The organism is Shewanella sp. DNRA4, assembly GCF_012843185.1.
Classification (GTDB): domain Bacteria; phylum Pseudomonadota; class Gammaproteobacteria; order Enterobacterales; family Shewanellaceae; genus Shewanella; species Shewanella xiamenensis.
Window position 1 is genome coordinate 1 of record NZ_JABAIP010000012.1, and the last position, 16,606, is coordinate 16,606.

The window sequence follows — 16,606 nt, forward strand, 5'->3', positions numbered from 1 at the left end:
TGCATTACTCACTAACGAGTTCAACTTCAGCGTGTCGTCCCCCTCACCACCATCCAGCAGATTGTTACTCGCGTAATGGCCAGACAAGGTGTCATTGCCTTCATTTCCGAATAATGAATCAGCACCAAGGCCTGCATATAGAAGATCATCACCTCGCCCACCTTCTAAATGATCGTTCCCGTTACTACCATACAAAATATCGTCACCATCCATACCTAAAATAATAAGATCTGAATTAGTGCCTGCGGCAGCCTTTATCGTATCCGAACTATCACTACCAACTGCAACTTGTGTATTCGTTTTTAAAATAATGGTTTCTTGCGATTCGATTAACTCCTGAACAAACTCACTAGGAAATAAATCAGAAATATTATTATCAGGCACTATTTCAGGCAAAATATCACTCAACAATAGTGATATAAAAGCCCCTTTGCTCCATGTGCTTTGACTAATGTATGGCTGGTAATAATCTAACGCACTAAGTACATCTTTTATACCTGAAACAGGTTCGCTTTCTATTAATTTAATTAATTCAGCCTGCCACAGGCTCATGTCATAACTAATTTTATTTGAATCAAATCTTACTAAGATTGCATCTGAGATATGAGATAGCCTCGTAGAGAAAACTAATGAGCTGAATATGTTCTCCTTTAAATTTTCATATGCATTTCTAATTTGATCATGAGCTTGACTACTAACCTGTGGGAGAAGTGTCCCTTGTCCAGCTCTAATATTTCTACCATTAAATAATTCAAGAATAAAAAGCATTCTTTCGTAACTGTCAACAGGCATATTTTCGATTACTATTTGGCCAGCTTTCGAAAAATAATCCTTTTTAAACTCGTTACTTGACTCAATTGCTAACTCACCTAAATTACTTACAATAAGTTCAGAGTGTCTTTGATAATATTGTGAAGAATTTAAGAATATAGCACTACCATCATTGCCATTATTTGTATACCCATGTCCTATTTCGAGCACAGCCTCAATAGTCGAATGCATATGTGAAAGGTTAAAGTTATCTTCAGAACTAGCCCATTCCATAATTAATTCGTCTATTAAAACTTCTTGCTCATCTCTACTTTCAGCAGAAGAGAATTTGTTATATACATCCAATAAAGAGGAGTTTTTCGTCGCAGCCTCGCGAAGATCCCTAACACCACCAGAGCCCTTGAAATCGACAACTCCTTTAGCAGATTCACTTATTTCTATAGGATTAAATTCTCGATAGAATCCGTTAAATGAAAAATCTAATGTTCCCAAAACATGCGATTTACCTTCAGTATCAAAATAATTGGATACATGAGAAATAACGTTGCCATTTTGAGTTTTATTTAGTTGTGAAGTATCATTAAGAGCAATAGATTTTATGTTTAATTCTGCTAGGCTTTTAATTTCTGACGCTTGACTAATGCCGTCTTGGTTAATATCCTGCCAAATTTTAAGTTTTTCATAAATAACATCATTATTATCAATTACACCATCACCATTAATATCTAAATCTCGTAATGCTGCAAACCCATCTCGTGCTTTCTCACCATTACTAAGTACTGTATTATCACCAAATAACTCCTTGCCAGAATCAATAATTCCATTACCGTTAATGTCCAATGCTAATAAACCATCATTCGCACCAACCCAGCCAGTACCGTGTTTTATACCGTCTCCATCATGATCAAATATAATCCCAGCATCAGAAGAAACTGTTTCTATTCCATCGCCATCAAGGTCAAATACGAGTGGGTCACGACGAACGATCGACTGTTCGATTGCATTTGCATCTATTTGAATATTTGGGTCGATTTTTAATTCTGCAGCGGCATTGATTCTATCTAACCACTCTTGGTGAGAAATGCCCTCTGGTATAGCGCCACTAATCATTCCATCAAGATACATCTGCCTACTAGCTAAAAGTTGATATGCATTACCTAACAATCCATCACCAAAAATCCCATCATTTTCTAACCAATTATTAGGATTTATTTCCAACTTATCTTTAAAACTAAGTAGGTCTTGAGAACTTATAAAAGCACTTAAACTCAAACTCCCTAATGTTGATATTTCCCCATTTTTATCAACACTAAGTCCTATTGCAATTTTACCATTTAAGACACCAAGGTTTGCCGCTATATTCGCACTCAACTGGATAGAATTGATACCAGTTTTAAAATTCCCATTAATCATTACCTCTATACCAGGACCAATAAATCTACTGGTAGGAGCACTTGCGTAAGCTGTATATGAATATTCTCCAGTATTAGTATTTACACTTACTTTCATTCCTCCCACTAAAGGTATTACGACATTAGGCCCCCCTTTAATCGTTTCAGAAGTACTTCCTCCATGATCAACTATAAAATTGCCATCAGCATCTGGTTTCCCCCGAACTATACTTCCGTCAGCTTTTGTTATCTCAACCATGCCGTCAGTAGTTAACCTAAAAGACTCTCCTTCAGGACTGCTCCAGTTAACACCAGTGTTGCTTATTTGAGGGGCTACAAAGTTCATTTAAAACATCCTTATTAAGTAAATAATTAACTATCTCTCTCTAATGCTCTCTTGCTTATATCTAAGCAAAGGAGCCATAAAAAACTCTATAATACGTCGCTTACCCGTTTGCACTTCAGCCGTAACAGCCATACCCGGCATCAGCTTAATCTCTTTACCATCAACCATAATGGTACTCTGTTTCATTTTTAGGCGCATACCGTAGATCAACCCCCGCTTCTCATCAAGCGTAGCATCATTCGAAACGGACAAAACATCTCCATCGATCACGCCATATTTAGTGAAGGGAAAGGTATGAATTTTGATTTCTGCTGGCATGTATTCACGTACAAAACCTATATCCTGATTATCCAAAAATACTTCAACTTCAAGTTGCACCTCATCAGGTACGATTAACATCAATTGCTGCGCCTCAGTCACAACGCCACCAATAGTACCGATTATTAACTCTTGAATTTGCCCAGAAACAGGGGCATAGAGGATTTGTTTTTGATTTCTATCAATGGCTTTGGCTAACTCTTCTCTTAATGAGGTAATTTGCTGTTGAATTTGCTGAATTTTGGTCAGTTCAGTGACCGATGTTTGGGCTTTTAACGTATTAAATTGTTGTCGTACTTCCGATTCAGACGCTTCGAGTTGCTTAAGTCTCTGACGCTCAGCAGCTAAGTCATGGGTATACTGAATACGCTCCTGCTCCAGTGACAAAAAATCATTTTCAGAAGCATAATTTTGACGATGCAATTGCTTCATAGTACTAGCTCGCTTCGTAATAATGGGTAGGATTTGCTCTAGCTTCGAAATTACCTCTCCACTGGCAGCTTGTTCTGCTTGTGTTTGTAATAAATTACTCTGGAGCATCCGCCACTGAGCCAGATATTGCAGCCATTGTTGCCATATTAAGCGCTTATGTAGATCTATCTCGATCTGTGATGCGTTCTCCACCTCAGGAAAAATTAAAGAGGATATTTCTGTATTATTTAAATTAATGTCTCTAGTTAACATAGCTAACAAAGCTTGGCTTCCTGCTAAACTCAGTCTTGCAGAATGTAGCTCGCTCGTTAGACGCTTCGCATCTGCTGACGTCAATGTGCTATCTAATTCAATTAATGGCTCACCTTGTTGAACATATTGGCCTTCATGGACCAAGATATTTTTCACAACTGCTTTTTCTAACGGCTGAATTTGTTTTACTTTAGAACTCGGGATAATTTTCCCTTCCGCAGAGGCTACAATATTAACTTCACCTAAACAGGCCCAAGTAATCCCTATTACTAGCAAAATTAGCAGACTCCAAGCCAACTTACGTGCTAATGGATTGGGTGGGGTTTCTTGTATTTCGAGTGCCGCTGGCAAAAATGCGGCTAAGTCACGACTATTATTTCCATCACCTAACTTGTCTCGATTTTTCCATGCATCTTTGAAAATTGCCCAAGCATTCATGATCTATCCTCGGCATGCTGTAACCCTGAAGGCTCCAGCATGGCTCCCTCACCATTAGAGGCGACTCGGCCCTTAGGCATAGACGTTGCTTCGGGTTCCACTGGATGTAAATTAGGTGTGTGACTTTGATAGCTGTATAATTTGGCATAATAGCCATTTAACGTAATCAAACCTTGATGATCGCCTTGCTCAACAATCCGCCCCTTATCCATCACGATAATGCGATCACATTGGCGCACAGTGGTTAGTCGGTGGGCAATAATAAATACCGTTCGACCTTTACAAATCCGCGCCATATTGTCTTGCACTAAACGCTCTGACTCATAATCTAAGGCACTGGTCGCCTCATCAAAAATCAAAATCCGAGGATTACCTATCAGCGCGCGGGCAATCGCCAGTCTTTGTCTCTGTCCTCCGGACAAATTACTGCCCTGCTCACCCACAATGTTGTCATATCCCTCAGGTAACTCCACGATAAACTCATGCGCACCCGCCATTTTCGCTGCTGCCACAACACGTTCCATTGAAATTGACGGGTCAGTCAATGCAATGTTTTCTCGGATCGTTCGGTTAAACAAAAAATTCTCTTGCAGTACAACGCCAATTTGCTTACGGAGCCATGCGGTATCGATCATTGATAAATCAACACCATCTACAAGTACGCGACCTGATTCAGGTATATAAAGTCTTTGTATTAATTTAGTGATGGTACTTTTACCTGAGCCTGAACGCCCAACGATACCAACCACTTCACCTGGGCGAGTTTGGAGATTAATCTCGTTCAGAATGACTGGACCATCGGCTCGGTATCTGAAACGAACATGGTCTAAAGTAATAGCGCCTTGTAGCGAGGGTAAACGCGAACGATTGGGGTTGAAGCCAGGCTCTTTAGGCGTATTAAGAATATCGCCTAAACGCTCAATCGAGATCCCTGCCTGCTGGAAGTCTTGCCAAAGTTGAACCAGTTTTAAAATAGGTCCACTCACACGACCTGCAAGCATATTAAATGCAACTAACTGGCCCACTGTTATTTGCCCATCAATAACTAAATGCGCACCCACCCAGATAATACCTAAGGTAACAAGCTTATTAATGAGTCCTGCGATTTGACCTGCTATGTTGCCTAGGTTTTGACTACGAAATGAGGCATGAACATAACTTGAAAGATGATCTTCTAATTTTCTTCGCATCTGTGGCTCTACAGCCATCGACTTAACGGTACCAATACCAGTAATAGATTCAGTTAAAAATGCCGTATTTGCTGCACCATGCTTAAACTTTTCATCAAGGCGGCGGCGTAGAATTGGGGTAATAAATATCGATAACAGCACATAAAATGGAATACTTCCTAACACGATACAAGTTAATGTTGGGCTGTAATACCACATCACCGCTAGAAACACGAAAACAAACAGGAGGTCTATAACTAAAGTGAGCGCAGTTCCGGTAATGAAGTTACGGATGGTATCCAGCTCTCGAACTCTCGCGACATTTTGACCAACCTGTCGAGACTCGAAATACGATAGTGGTAGACTTAATAAGTGATGAAACAATCGCGAACCAAGCTCTACATCCACACGGTTAGTAGTATGGCTAAAAGTATAATTTCTAATACCGCCTAATATCGCCTCAAATACAACCACGACAAAAAAGCCAACAGCTAATACATCAAGAGTAGTGAATCCCCGATGAACTAATACTTTATCCATCACCACTTGAAAAAAAAGAGGGATAACCAAGGCAAATATTTGTAAGAATAATGAAGCAATTAACACTTCACTAAAAAGCTTTCTATATTTTACTAAAGAGGGAATAAACCAAGAAATATCAAATTTCTGCTGTAAACTCTCGCCGAAACCTTGTCGCCGAACTAAGGCGATAAGTTCACCTGACCAACGAGTTTTTAAATCATCTACAGATATTGTCTCTGGTGCACTTTGGCGAAGGTCGTGGATCAAAATGCTCTGTTTTTTTGATTTTTGTTCACCACCATGTTGCGACTCATCAGTCAAATTTTCACTCTCAACAAGGTAATCCGAAGATAATCTCGCAATGATGAAGTAGTGACCTTGTTTGTCTTTTGCAATCGCAGGTAAAACGCCATTTTTTAATTCGGCAATGGATAACGTCAAATGTTTTGCTTTTAACGTCAGCGCTTTCGCAGCTAACAATATTTCCGTATCAGTGAAACATTCACCCGGTAAACCAAACTCATGAAAAAGTTGTTCCGGTTCTGCTGGTAACTGATGAAATCGCGCAATCGCGACAAGTGAATGAAGACCAGAATCCATTACGGTACTACTCAAAATTTCAATCCTTGAATGATTTAAACGATACGAAGCACCTTAAAATGCAAACGTATCAAATGGAAATACAAGCACGGCATACAGCAACAAGAAAAAGCTCGCCACCAACATGGCAACATATGTATCAATTGGGACTGATAATACTTAAAATATATTATAGTTGCGACAAATTAGTGTGTAAAACGTGAGGAAGCTAGCGAGGAAGTAACACATTAAACAAATCCAAAACAAGTTGCAGATTCTCTAATTTAAGCTGTCATAGCAGTGAGTTACTAGGTACTAAATTGCAATACATAAAATTTAAATGTTTTAAATCAAAAGCTTAACAAAAATCGACTAAGTAATCAAAAATTGGGAACATAAAAGCCACATAGGCGACCTGTCACCTCTATCTAGGATTTCTGAGGATCGACTATGTGTAATAGGCCTACCTTATATCGCCAGGCATATATAATGTACGCACCTAATTCATCCTATCTAGCAGTGCCATTTCGGCTTTTCTGAGCCAAAAAATATAAGACTTTTTGCTGTCAAATCCCATTAAGGCCCACTGCTCTTTACACAGGTAATGGGTGCGGATGGCACGTTTGCAGTTTATGGATAACTGCTCAACGAGGTGGTCATAGTGCGCGACGTGGGCAGGCACGTTTAACTCATGCTTTAAGTTAGTCACGCCCAAGGCTTCGCCTAAGCGGTCGCAAGCACTGCGGTTAGAAAATCCCTTGCCTAACTCTTGGTACCCCCAATAACGGCCCCAGCGATATAACCCTAACCGCAACGCCTTCATATTCATCACCAATGTTGGCCCTTCTCCGTTACCCCCCCGCATTAGCCGCCTCACTTATCTTCTCAATCGTAAGCTTAAATACATCAACACATATCGATGTCACGTCGTCATAAGGCACATTCGTGCGACCATTTTCCCAACGTTGATAGGTGCTAAGGCTAATGCCATAAATACCAGCCACTTCATCTTGGGTCATGCCCCGTAAACGGCGTCCTACTTTCAGTAAATCCGCGGCACGATTAGCCATAAATCCCCCTTGTCGAAAGCCACAGCCTTAAGCTCAAATCTTCATCTAACCTCACAACACCCAACATCATAACCACCCCGCTAACATCGGCTCATGGGGTGAATCACGCATAATCTCAGGTACCACATCATCAAACCCCAACGAGATTAAATGTGCATGGTAAGCATCCAACGCCATTAACATGCCCTTATCTAAGGTGCTGTTAACATAAGTGCGGAGCAGTAACGGCAAGGTGTGGTTCAAAATCCGCTCACCCACCATGGTATCTACCCCCATATCCGCAATAATGGTGCGACACAATTTGCGAAGTGCATGCGAGGTAAACGCCTTAAACCGAATCGACTCACTCCAATATTGCGCAGTGCGAATACTTACCGGCCCCACATCCCCTGGGAACAAAAACGCCCGCTTCCCCAAATGCCTGTTTTGCCACTGGGCGTAATGTTCAATTAACTGCTTAGCCGTCGGCGTCATTGGCAAACGGTGCTCTTGGCGGTTCTTGGCATTCCGCGCCGGTATAAACCAATACTCTCCAGCAAAGTGGTCCCAACGGGCTAACCGGGTTTCTCCAATGCGAGTACCAAACATCAGCATCAATATAAACAACATCGCCACTGGTCTTGCTGCATCACGTAGCGCATTGAATAACGATCCAACGTCTGACTCACTTAATTGCGTGCCCGCCAAAGGCGGCATCTTCAAACTCATTTCCAACCGATACCCCGCCAAGCTATTGCAGTCTAACAGCCGCAAATCCGCCGCAACGGATAACGCCCGTTTCAACACTTTCACCGCCGCTTTGATGTAATTAGCCGAATACCCCTGCGCCAACATCGGTTTGATTAAATAGCCATCCACCGCAATAAAGTTCAGCTCATTAAGCGGTAACTCCGCAAAACAGCCGTGCAAATGTTTACTCACCAACGACTTACAGTTACTGCGCCAACTATCACTTAAGGTGCGATTACCTTCTACATGGCTTACAAACCACATTAACAATTGCGCCACCGTAGTAAACTCGCTACTCACCACAGCTTGGCCCACGCTACGTTTAGCCAACACACTGGGCAGCTCCGCCAAAAAGGTCTTTAGACACATCACTGGCCACACGCCTTGCTTTTGCCAAACCGTCTTACCGCCCTCATTCAGCACCAAAAACACCGAGGCTTTGCTTCGGTCAGCCGTGGCCCGTAAACGCACAGCCGGAAACTGCGTGTCCCGAAAGTCCCGCGTTATCCCTGATCGTAACCAACGACGCAGTGCCGCATCGTTCAACTTGCCCAGCTCCACGCCCGAGGCTGTCGTCACTTTCGTCATTTACCGCTCCAACCGATATTCAAAGGTATGATGGGTACCAGAACGTATTCGTTTAACCCGCTGCTTAATTGGCATATCTCGAAACCGCGCACTTAACGCCGTCTCACTGTCGCGAATCCCAAAGCGGTTAAAGCTCTCTTGCTGGATTTCAAACAGGGTCCAAAATCGTTTCCCGGTAATGATGCGTATTAAGCGCTCACGCTGAGTTAATGGCCGAGTCTGTGGCTTAGCCGAGTGGTTAGAATTACTGTTCATCATTCGCCCCCTTAAGTCCCAAATGCTTACGCAGATTAGAAATAATCGACTTCGCCTCATCCGCCCTTACCGGCACACTCACCGCAGCAGGTAAAGCCTTGGGGATCTCCCCCTCAAACGACTCACCACTCGCAAACCGCCGACAAAGCACCTTGTAATTGCGCTCAAAAGTGGCGCGCACATCCACCTCCATCCCCGTCGCAAACAACCAACTGCCCGTTTCGCGTGTTGCCAACCGCACAACATCATGGCTCCACTCATGGCGATCAGGTCGGTGATAATGGCGCTTAGCCTCGGCGTAAGCCGCGTCAACAGCAGGTAAACCCAAATCACAGGCAGTAGGTTGGCACCAAAGCGAAAACTGGCGCGGCGTCGGCCAAAACTGCCTATCACCCTGCTCACGCCGAGCGCGGTTAATGCCTAGCTGCACCTGCTCACGGCTGCGTATTCCCTGCACTGCCAAGGTTTTAAGCCACTCGGCCTTATGCATCGGCTCATCTTCAAGCCGTGGCGCCCCAACCGGAAACAACACCCTAAGCTTGCTGAACACGCTATCCACAATCACCATATCCATCGCCGAAGGCGTCGCAGATTGGAAACCCGCCGAACCAACCACCAAAGGTTTTTCACGAATAATCGATTGAATAGATTTCATATCAGCGGGTCCTCTGGGTTAAACACACTGTGAGACCAATCTTGCACCGTAGTCGCAACGGCCCTCGGCAACGGCGTTAGCCAATGGCGTTCGCGGATAAACTTGGTAATACCAAGCACAAACTGGCCATTCGCGCTAAAGCCCCAACTCGGGTCAACCTCCATAGCGTTTTTCAGCCAAGTCACTGCCAACACACAATCGTCATCGGTTAACTTTTCCGACTTCCACGCCTTCCACGCAGCCGCATCCGTCCCGCCCTTTCGATGGAGCGGATACGCTTTAAAAAACGCATTGAAAACCGACTTAGAACAACTCGCAGGACAAGAGTCTTTTAAAGATTCATTGACTGGTTCAAAAGAGTGACTGATTCCGGTGCTATCTGGTGGCACAGGGGGTGTGCTATCTGGTGGCATACCTATGCTATCTGGTAGCACAGGGGGTGCTACCAGATAGCATAGGGTAAGCGTGTAAATATTGGATTGATTACCCTTTGGGCCCTTGCGCGACTCAATCGTCAGCAGCCCAGCTTCGGCCAGTTCCGCAATGTGTTTTCGTACTGTGCTTTTGCCAATTTCACACTGCTCAGCAATGTGCTGATAACTCGGCCAGCACTCGCCTTGGTCATTCGCATTATCAGCCAGCTTAATCAACACCAGCTTACGCAGCGGATTACCCACCTTGGCCTTCATCGCCTTAACCATCAATTCCATGCTCATAGCACACCGCCCAACTGAACGACGGCCAGCAAAAAATTGACGAAATACCCATGTATACGTAACATGTAATCGCCTCTCTATAGGTATTAAGCCCGCGCTTAGTCGCCAAACTTCAGCGGGCTTTCTTATTTCAACTTCATTAAACAGGATGTTTAAATGCCCAAACCCTTACACGGAACCGTAATTGGCATATGCCCACACACCAGTCGTATCGCAGTAAAAGTTGAATATGGTGATATCAGCATCCTCGAAGTGGATGACGTATCCGACTTTGAGATAAGCCACGTCCTCTTCGGCAATCTTGAACAAGAAGGCGGTAATCTCATTTTCAATACAACTGAAAAGACCGAACACCACGTCTACATTCAAGCTACTGGCTGCAACCGTGCAACTGCCGAATATCAACTGTTCCGCGCATAAACCTCCCTCGCCAAATTCGTGCGTAACTGGCAATAAATATCGCGCCGATGGATATGCTTTGCCTGATTAACAGGGTCAATCCGTGTTACCGCAATCGAACGCTCGGCACGCATTTCTTCCATCTGTAAGTAACCCAAAAACCAATCAACACACACTTGCGGTAACATCAAGCTGGCTTCATCACCTAAAATCACCCGCTTCACCACGTTGTTGGCGATTTCCACTAAGCAGGCGCTATCTAACGCCGCTAACTCGGGTTGCGTTCGCAGCAGCTCAACAATGCGGCCAACCTGCGCACGACTAAAATTATCCAAGGTGCTAAAACCATAAAGCGTCGCAATATCGCGGCGTACTTCAACGTTGCACATCGGCGAAGCGCTATTAATCAAGCCGGACGAATTCAGCACACCACGTTTAGCAGCACCATAAGGAAGCCCATTAATCTTGAACTGAATCCCTAATAGTTTCGCTATAAAACCAAGCATTTTTAATCGCATATCTCCTCCCTCTCTATCGATATTAAGCCCGCGCTTAGTCGCCAAACTTCAACAGGCTTGCTCATTCCCGCTAACGCCCACCGCTGCGCCAAGCACACCAGCGCCAGCTGGTTTATCGCGATAGTGCAAACAACGTGGTGGTTGAAAACCTTGCACAATAGCCACAGCATAAATACCAGCCATCGCTTGCGAGACAGGCGCATAACGCTCAACCGCCGTGTTGTTTACCATTCGGGTGAAAAAATACCGTTCGCCCGATATTTTTATTACCCATTCTTCGGTGTCTTCCATAAACCCTCCGTCACCGTTCAATAAGTGCTCTCTATCGATATTAAGCCCGTGCTTAGTCGCCAAACTTCAACAGGCTTACTCGTTACTGCCTTCGGCCAACTTCTCGCTTTGGCGTAACGCACACTTGGGTAAATCGGTTGCCCGCTTGCCCACCAAAAACGGATAAGCCAACTCAAGTGCCGTCATGCTTCCCTGTGTAACCGCGGCCGACTCCTTAAGTTCTTTATAAGCCAGCAGAAGTTCGTCTTTACTTGGGTTAGCCACTAAATGAATCACCGCAATTTGCGCCTCGGCGTTCTCTTTAGTCAGTTGCGCCGCCATATCGGCAACATGCAACACGTGGCCATCACTCATACGATCGGCAATCACTGTTACCCCTGTGCAGCCAAACACATCGTTGAGATACTGCACCCGCAAATGCTCAGGCAACGCCGCCACTAATGCCTGCTCAATATGGTACAAGCGATCAACCTGCGGATGCTGCCCCTCATACTGCCCAAGCCAACGGAACAGCTTTTGCGCATTTACCCGCGCGTTGTTATGCACATCATCAGTGCGCGCAAAGCTAATGCCCTCGGCGGCCAATACTTCGGTAAGCCCAAGGCGCTCAACCGCCGCCACAAAATCCATTGCCAAGTTAAAGCGGCTCATCTTCGGTAGCTCAAGCACCCGATGGATGGTCCTCATTAACAAACTCAACCGGCTATCGCGTTTATGTGAACTGGTTTTCATGCTCCCTTTCCTCCTTAAGCCTAAAGTGAACCTAAGCCGCACTCGAAGGCTTAGGGTTATCTAAAACAACAACGGGGTTAACCTTGAGTGCACCGTGGGTAAGGCGCTCAATTTGATAAGCGCGGAGCTCGGGTACATCAGAACCCCACTGGGCAATTGCTGATTTTGAAATCTTCAGCGCCTTAGCAAGTTTTGATTTGTTACCAAAGTGGGAGATTGCATCTTTTGTTTTCATCAACGAACTCCAAATTGTGACCTTGAGATAAGTTAAGAAAACTATACCATTTTGTCAATCAAAGAAAAGGTAACTTGACCCCAATCAAGTTAAGATAGCTTTACTATGATGAATGAACGAATCAAAGAAAGACGCAAAGCACTGGGATTGACTCAACCCGCGCTTGGCAAAATGATTGGTGTAACTAAAGCCACTATTTCGCTTTGGGAAGCAGGTACAACCTCACCCAAGGGCGAAAATCTTTACGCCTTGGCAAAATCGTTGAACTGCTCATCAGAATGGCTTTTGTATGGTGGAGAAAAGCAAAGTAAGCCTGAATCAAACGCCGAGTTTATCGGTGGTTTTGAAACCTGGGGCAGAGAAAGCCCATTAGGTGATGATGAGGTAGAGGTACCGTTTTACATGGAAGTAGAGCTAGCTGCCGGTGCAGGTATAACAGATATACGTGAATATACAGGTCCGAAACTGCGCTTTGCAAAATCCACTTTAAAGCGACAAGGCGTTAGCGCGACCGATGCAGTGTGTGTCAAAGTGAATGGCAACAGTATGGAACCAGTGTTACCAAATGGCTCAACCGTAGGTGTAGATACCTCACACACTGAGATTATTGATGGAAAAATGTACGCCATTAATCATGATGGTATGCTGCGCGTAAAAATGCTTTACAAGTTACCTGGTGGAGGTATTCGTCTACGCAGTTACAACCTAGAAGAATGGCCAGATGAACATATCAGCCATGAGCAGCTAAAACAAATAAAGATCATCGGTAAAGTATTTTGGTACTCAGTTTTAATTTAATGAACTAGAAGACTTGTCTGAAATTTAAAAACTCTAGCACTTATTAACTTAGTGCTAGAGCTGTGTCCAAAATGTATACTTATAAAACTAACCAAAAGTAAAACCAAATAATGTATTTTTAGGATCTGCATCATAAAGCTCTAGGACTTTACTAGCTTTAATTATATTTCTTTCTTCACGAGTCAAAATCGACTCTGCTCCTTCTTCGACAACCTCATAAAGCAGAACCTCATATGTATCCTTATTAATATTCACAAAATATTGAAGATCATGGACGTTAACCATTTCGAGAACTACTTTAAACATTTGAGCCACTTGACGAGGATCTACTCCTGAGAAAATACAGCTATCATGAGCAACAAAACCTAGTAAGTCAGGATTTAAACTAAACAGTAACATGTCATAGCAAAAAATTTTAACCTCATTAATGCCTTGAGAACCATCCTTTGGTATGTGTACATCAATATTAAATAAATACTGAGCGTCTTTCGAATTAGTTATTTTAAGTGAACCACCATGACCACGGTAAAACCTCTTAACAAATTGCCGAAATATACCTTCAACTTGGTCAATATACGACTTACTATCTTCAATTTGTTTGACTGAATCAGCTCTTACTGTCGCCTTATCTACCTCTAGATTTGCCTTATCCTTATCAAATTTTGCTAAAAGCGTTTGATAACTTGTCAGTTCTGCAATATCTGACTCAAGTGTACGAATACGTTCTACAATTGAGTTATATTCCTCAAGTGCGCCTTTTGAATCAAGATCTTTTAGTAAATGGTCCCTTCTATTTTCGACTGATAAAAGGAGTTGCTTTTGTAAAGCAATATCATCACCCAATAAAACTATTTGTTCTTGTAGTCTAGTTTTTCGTGCCTTTTGTAAATTAAGATGAAATTCTTCGGCTTGCCTTAATTGTATTTCAACTTTTTCCCTGAAATGGAATTTAGCTTCAGCATATATCTCTGCTACTCTAGAAATATCAACAACTTCATGGTCGCTAGCTTTTAGCAAACGTGATTTTTTTGATATTTCCCGCTCATTGTAATAAATTGTATTACGCAGTGCATTCATTTCAAATGTTAAAATATCTGCTTGTCGTTTTAACTCATCATAATTTTGAGCAATAATAAAATTACTTTTCGCATCCTCAAGTTGTATTAATTCATCTTTTAAATCTAAATAATCACCCTCATTAATTGTTAACTTTTGCTTATTCAACTCTTGCTCAATCTTTTTGAGCTTAGAAATATTATCAGATATCACTTTATTTTTTTTAATTAATTTTGTTTCAACCCCTAGCAATGTTAAATTATACAACATTTGATAGTAATCATGAGGCGGTTGGCCTTGCTGCGTTAATGCACCTGCATAATAACTTCTTTCAGGTAAATAACGTCTTGCGAAAATATTAAATAAAGGCTTGAAATTAAAATCAATACGATTCACTAGATTAAATATTTCATTTAGCTTTTTAGGGTAAGCAGTTTTACTCACCTTTTCATCGTTTATAAAGTAATCATTTACAGCAAAATTTTTCCTGACAGTATAAAAACTAGTACCAACACTGAAATTTAAATAAAAATTACCATATGAAGATAAAAACTTTTTTAGCTTCCTGTCACTGGGAATTTTGTCATCGAACTTACCACCAAACATTAAATGTACAAGATGAAGCGAACTACTTTTACCTATTCCATTGTATGAATCTGTAGAGAGAGCACTAGATTGTAAACCTGCAACTATATTTAGGCCAGGTTTAAATATTATACTTTTAAAACCTGGGTTATCTGAATATAATTTTAAAAGTTTCATCTTCTAACTCCAATTTCCCAATAATAAAAAGAAAGTCAAGACATTGTTGGAGCCGTTCTAAACTAACTTTTTTTGGATAAATAACATTTAACTTATCAAGTAATTCATCAAAATCCATAGCCCCATATTTATCAAGCAAATCAACAACATAAGCAGAAATGCAATATAATGAATCTATTGGCTTAACTACTTTTGTTGGAAGGATCATGATTTAACACCCACTTCACATAACTCAAAATAAAAAGAAATTATGCTCAAGATAGCTGCATCACTATTTAGGTCCGCACTATCATTATGAATTCTTGAATTAAGTGACTGCTTTAAATTATTGATCAAATAACTATAATCAACATTATAAGACTTACTATAGTCATGTAATTCTAAAACACTCATATTATTTAGAATACTCAATGAGCAGTTAAACCCACGAAGAGTGTTAATTAGAAGTGGCCTATAGCATTGCTGTATAGTTAGTTCTGTTAGGTCATTTAAGATCGCAGGCTCTAATTCACTTATAAGATCTGAATAATCTAAACCTTGAATAATTTCACGTTTAACTCTTACTGTTAAACGATTAAGTTGCATTTTATCATCCAATTCCGTTGTTACAAAATCAGCATCATGTGGTATTCTTTTCTGCTTAAAATCTTTAATCAAAAGTTCAATCACATTTTGCAATACAATTTCGTCAGTATAAGTTTCATCGACATCTCTGAAGTATCTTTCATAAAGTATTTTAATTTTACTTTCAGGTAACGCTGTGATTGACTTTAGTAAGTCCCCCATATCAAGCTGATATTCTTTTAAATTTTCAATACCATACTTTTCTTTAATTAATTCAACTACTTTTTTTGATGTAGCAGGCTTGTCGATTAGATAGTATATATAAACTGAATAATCTTTATATTTATCTTCATTCAGTATTTTGAAAGAGTTTTTGATTTTTCCCGCATCAGTGTTAGTTGTGACCTGGATAAATTTTTTTAATTTATGGTCAACTAGATCGATATAAGCTTCATTACTATTTCCAATGTTCGTATTTACATAATTTGCACTGAAAACATAGTTAAAAACCTCTAAAAAAAAGTCCTCTGAATGCACATTTAGTGATAAATCATTCAGCTTTTGTTTTAGCTTAGTTTTTACGACAATGTGAGAAAGAACATCTGAAATTTTATCAATTAAGTTTATACGATTGTAGAGCATAAAGATGCTTCCCAAATTACATAACTCAATCGCGAGTATTTAAACATATCTACCACCTTGGTGATTATTGATTCTTATCCATGCATAAAAACAAGTTGAATCAATGTACAACATCAATGCAACTCATAGCAATCAATACTTTACATTGACTTGTTTAAGTATGCTTAGTAGCACTAAAGCATTACTACACTATCATCTGCATTAATCCCACAAATAGACATTAGTCTAACCTTTGTAGTTTTAAGGGGCATCACCTTACTAACTAAATCACCATGACGAAGGTCACAATAAGTGAATGTCATCTGAAACATGATGACACAGTTCATTATTGAATACCCCAATCCGACTTATAGTAAAAACTCTAAAAATTTCAATATA

At 41.3% G+C, this 16,606-nt stretch carries 18 protein-coding genes; 2 read left to right on the plus strand and 16 right to left on the minus strand.

What is annotated here, in order from left to right:
• The 9 genes from HG547_RS13760 to HG547_RS13800 form a co-directional block, all read right to left on the minus strand.
• Window positions 1-2,508: calcium-binding protein (locus HG547_RS13760; protein WP_282433144.1), on the minus strand; the 2,508-nt coding region annotated here is incomplete at its 3' end.
• 30 nt (window positions 2,509-2,538) lie between these two features.
• Window positions 2,539-3,948, minus strand: coding sequence for an HlyD family type I secretion periplasmic adaptor subunit (locus HG547_RS13765; RefSeq protein ID WP_169548135.1), 1,410 nt, complete (start codon window positions 3,946-3,948; stop codon window positions 2,539-2,541).
• Window positions 3,945-6,254, minus strand: a complete 2,310-nt coding sequence (locus HG547_RS13770) for a type I secretion system permease/ATPase (RefSeq protein WP_282433145.1) — start codon at window positions 6,252-6,254, stop codon at window positions 3,945-3,947. The genes HG547_RS13765 and HG547_RS13770 overlap by 4 nt, the downstream gene beginning before the upstream one ends.
• Window positions 6,255-6,717: 463 nt before the next feature.
• Window positions 6,718-7,083: a hypothetical protein gene (locus tag HG547_RS13775; RefSeq protein WP_248278748.1), complete on the minus strand. Its 366-nt coding sequence runs from the start codon at window positions 7,081-7,083 to the stop codon at window positions 6,718-6,720.
• The gene (locus tag HG547_RS13780) at window positions 7,070-7,288 is read right to left on the minus strand and encodes a helix-turn-helix transcriptional regulator (RefSeq protein WP_169548136.1); all 219 of its coding nucleotides are present in this window, start codon (window positions 7,286-7,288) and stop codon (window positions 7,070-7,072) included. The genes HG547_RS13775 and HG547_RS13780 overlap by 14 nt, the downstream gene beginning before the upstream one ends.
• Window positions 7,289-7,354: 66 nt before the next feature.
• Entirely contained in the window at window positions 7,355-8,605 is a 1,251-nt protein-coding gene (locus HG547_RS13785; protein WP_169548137.1) for a tyrosine-type recombinase/integrase, read from the minus strand.
• Entirely contained in the window at window positions 8,606-8,863 is a 258-nt protein-coding gene (locus HG547_RS13790) for a hypothetical protein (protein ID WP_248278749.1), read from the minus strand.
• The gene (locus HG547_RS13795) at window positions 8,850-9,515 is read right to left on the minus strand and encodes a replication protein P (RefSeq protein WP_169548138.1); all 666 of its coding nucleotides are present in this window, start codon (window positions 9,513-9,515) and stop codon (window positions 8,850-8,852) included. The genes HG547_RS13790 and HG547_RS13795 overlap by 14 nt, the downstream gene beginning before the upstream one ends.
• Window positions 9,512-10,231, minus strand: a complete 720-nt coding sequence (locus HG547_RS13800) for a helix-turn-helix domain-containing protein (RefSeq protein WP_169548139.1) — start codon at window positions 10,229-10,231, stop codon at window positions 9,512-9,514. The genes HG547_RS13795 and HG547_RS13800 overlap by 4 nt, the downstream gene beginning before the upstream one ends.
• 156 nt (window positions 10,232-10,387) lie before the next feature.
• Here HG547_RS13800 and HG547_RS13805 point away from each other — a divergent pair, with 156 nt between their 5' ends.
• Window positions 10,388-10,651, plus strand: a complete 264-nt coding sequence (locus HG547_RS13805; RefSeq protein WP_169548140.1) for a hypothetical protein — start codon at window positions 10,388-10,390, stop codon at window positions 10,649-10,651.
• On the opposite strand, the gene HG547_RS13810 is transcribed toward HG547_RS13805, so the two are convergent.
• The 4 genes from HG547_RS13810 to HG547_RS13825 all read right to left on the minus strand — a co-directional run bounded on the left by HG547_RS13810 (window position 10,633) and on the right by HG547_RS13825 (window position 12,406).
• Window positions 10,633-11,148: a hypothetical protein gene (locus HG547_RS13810; RefSeq protein ID WP_248278750.1), complete on the minus strand. Its 516-nt coding sequence runs from the start codon at window positions 11,146-11,148 to the stop codon at window positions 10,633-10,635. The genes HG547_RS13805 and HG547_RS13810 overlap by 19 nt on opposite strands.
• 48 nt (window positions 11,149-11,196) lie before the next feature.
• Window positions 11,197-11,439: a hypothetical protein gene (locus HG547_RS13815; protein WP_169548141.1), complete on the minus strand. Its 243-nt coding sequence runs from the start codon at window positions 11,437-11,439 to the stop codon at window positions 11,197-11,199.
• A 75-nt stretch (window positions 11,440-11,514) separates the two neighbouring features.
• Entirely contained in the window at window positions 11,515-12,171 is a 657-nt protein-coding gene (locus HG547_RS13820) for a hypothetical protein (protein WP_169548142.1), read from the minus strand.
• 31 nt (window positions 12,172-12,202) lie between these two features.
• A complete protein-coding gene (locus HG547_RS13825; RefSeq protein ID WP_169548143.1) occupies window positions 12,203-12,406 on the minus strand; it encodes a Cro/CI family transcriptional regulator in 204 nt (67 codons plus the stop codon).
• Between the two features lie 105 nt (window positions 12,407-12,511).
• Here HG547_RS13825 and HG547_RS13830 point away from each other — a divergent pair, with 105 nt between their 5' ends.
• Window positions 12,512-13,204, plus strand: a complete 693-nt coding sequence (locus HG547_RS13830; protein WP_169548144.1) for a helix-turn-helix transcriptional regulator — start codon at window positions 12,512-12,514, stop codon at window positions 13,202-13,204.
• Window positions 13,205-13,291: 87 nt separating this feature from the next.
• Here the strand turns inward: HG547_RS13830 and HG547_RS13835 are convergent, their stop codons facing one another.
• Genes HG547_RS13835 through HG547_RS13845 form a run of 3 tightly spaced genes read right to left on the minus strand, consistent with a single transcriptional unit; the run spans window position 13,292 to window position 16,228 of the window.
• The gene (locus HG547_RS13835; RefSeq protein WP_169548145.1) at window positions 13,292-15,022 is read right to left on the minus strand and encodes a DUF2326 domain-containing protein; all 1,731 of its coding nucleotides are present in this window, start codon (window positions 15,020-15,022) and stop codon (window positions 13,292-13,294) included.
• Window positions 14,994-15,230, minus strand: a complete 237-nt coding sequence (locus tag HG547_RS13840) for an ABC-three component system middle component 6 (RefSeq protein ID WP_169548146.1) — start codon at window positions 15,228-15,230, stop codon at window positions 14,994-14,996. The genes HG547_RS13835 and HG547_RS13840 overlap by 29 nt, the downstream gene beginning before the upstream one ends.
• On the minus strand, window positions 15,227-16,228 hold the full coding sequence (locus HG547_RS13845; protein WP_169548147.1) for an SMEK domain-containing protein: 1,002 nt from the start codon (window positions 16,226-16,228) through the stop codon (window positions 15,227-15,229). Before HG547_RS13845 ends, HG547_RS13840 begins: the two co-directional genes overlap by 4 nt.
• Window positions 16,229-16,606: the final 378 nt, after the last annotated feature.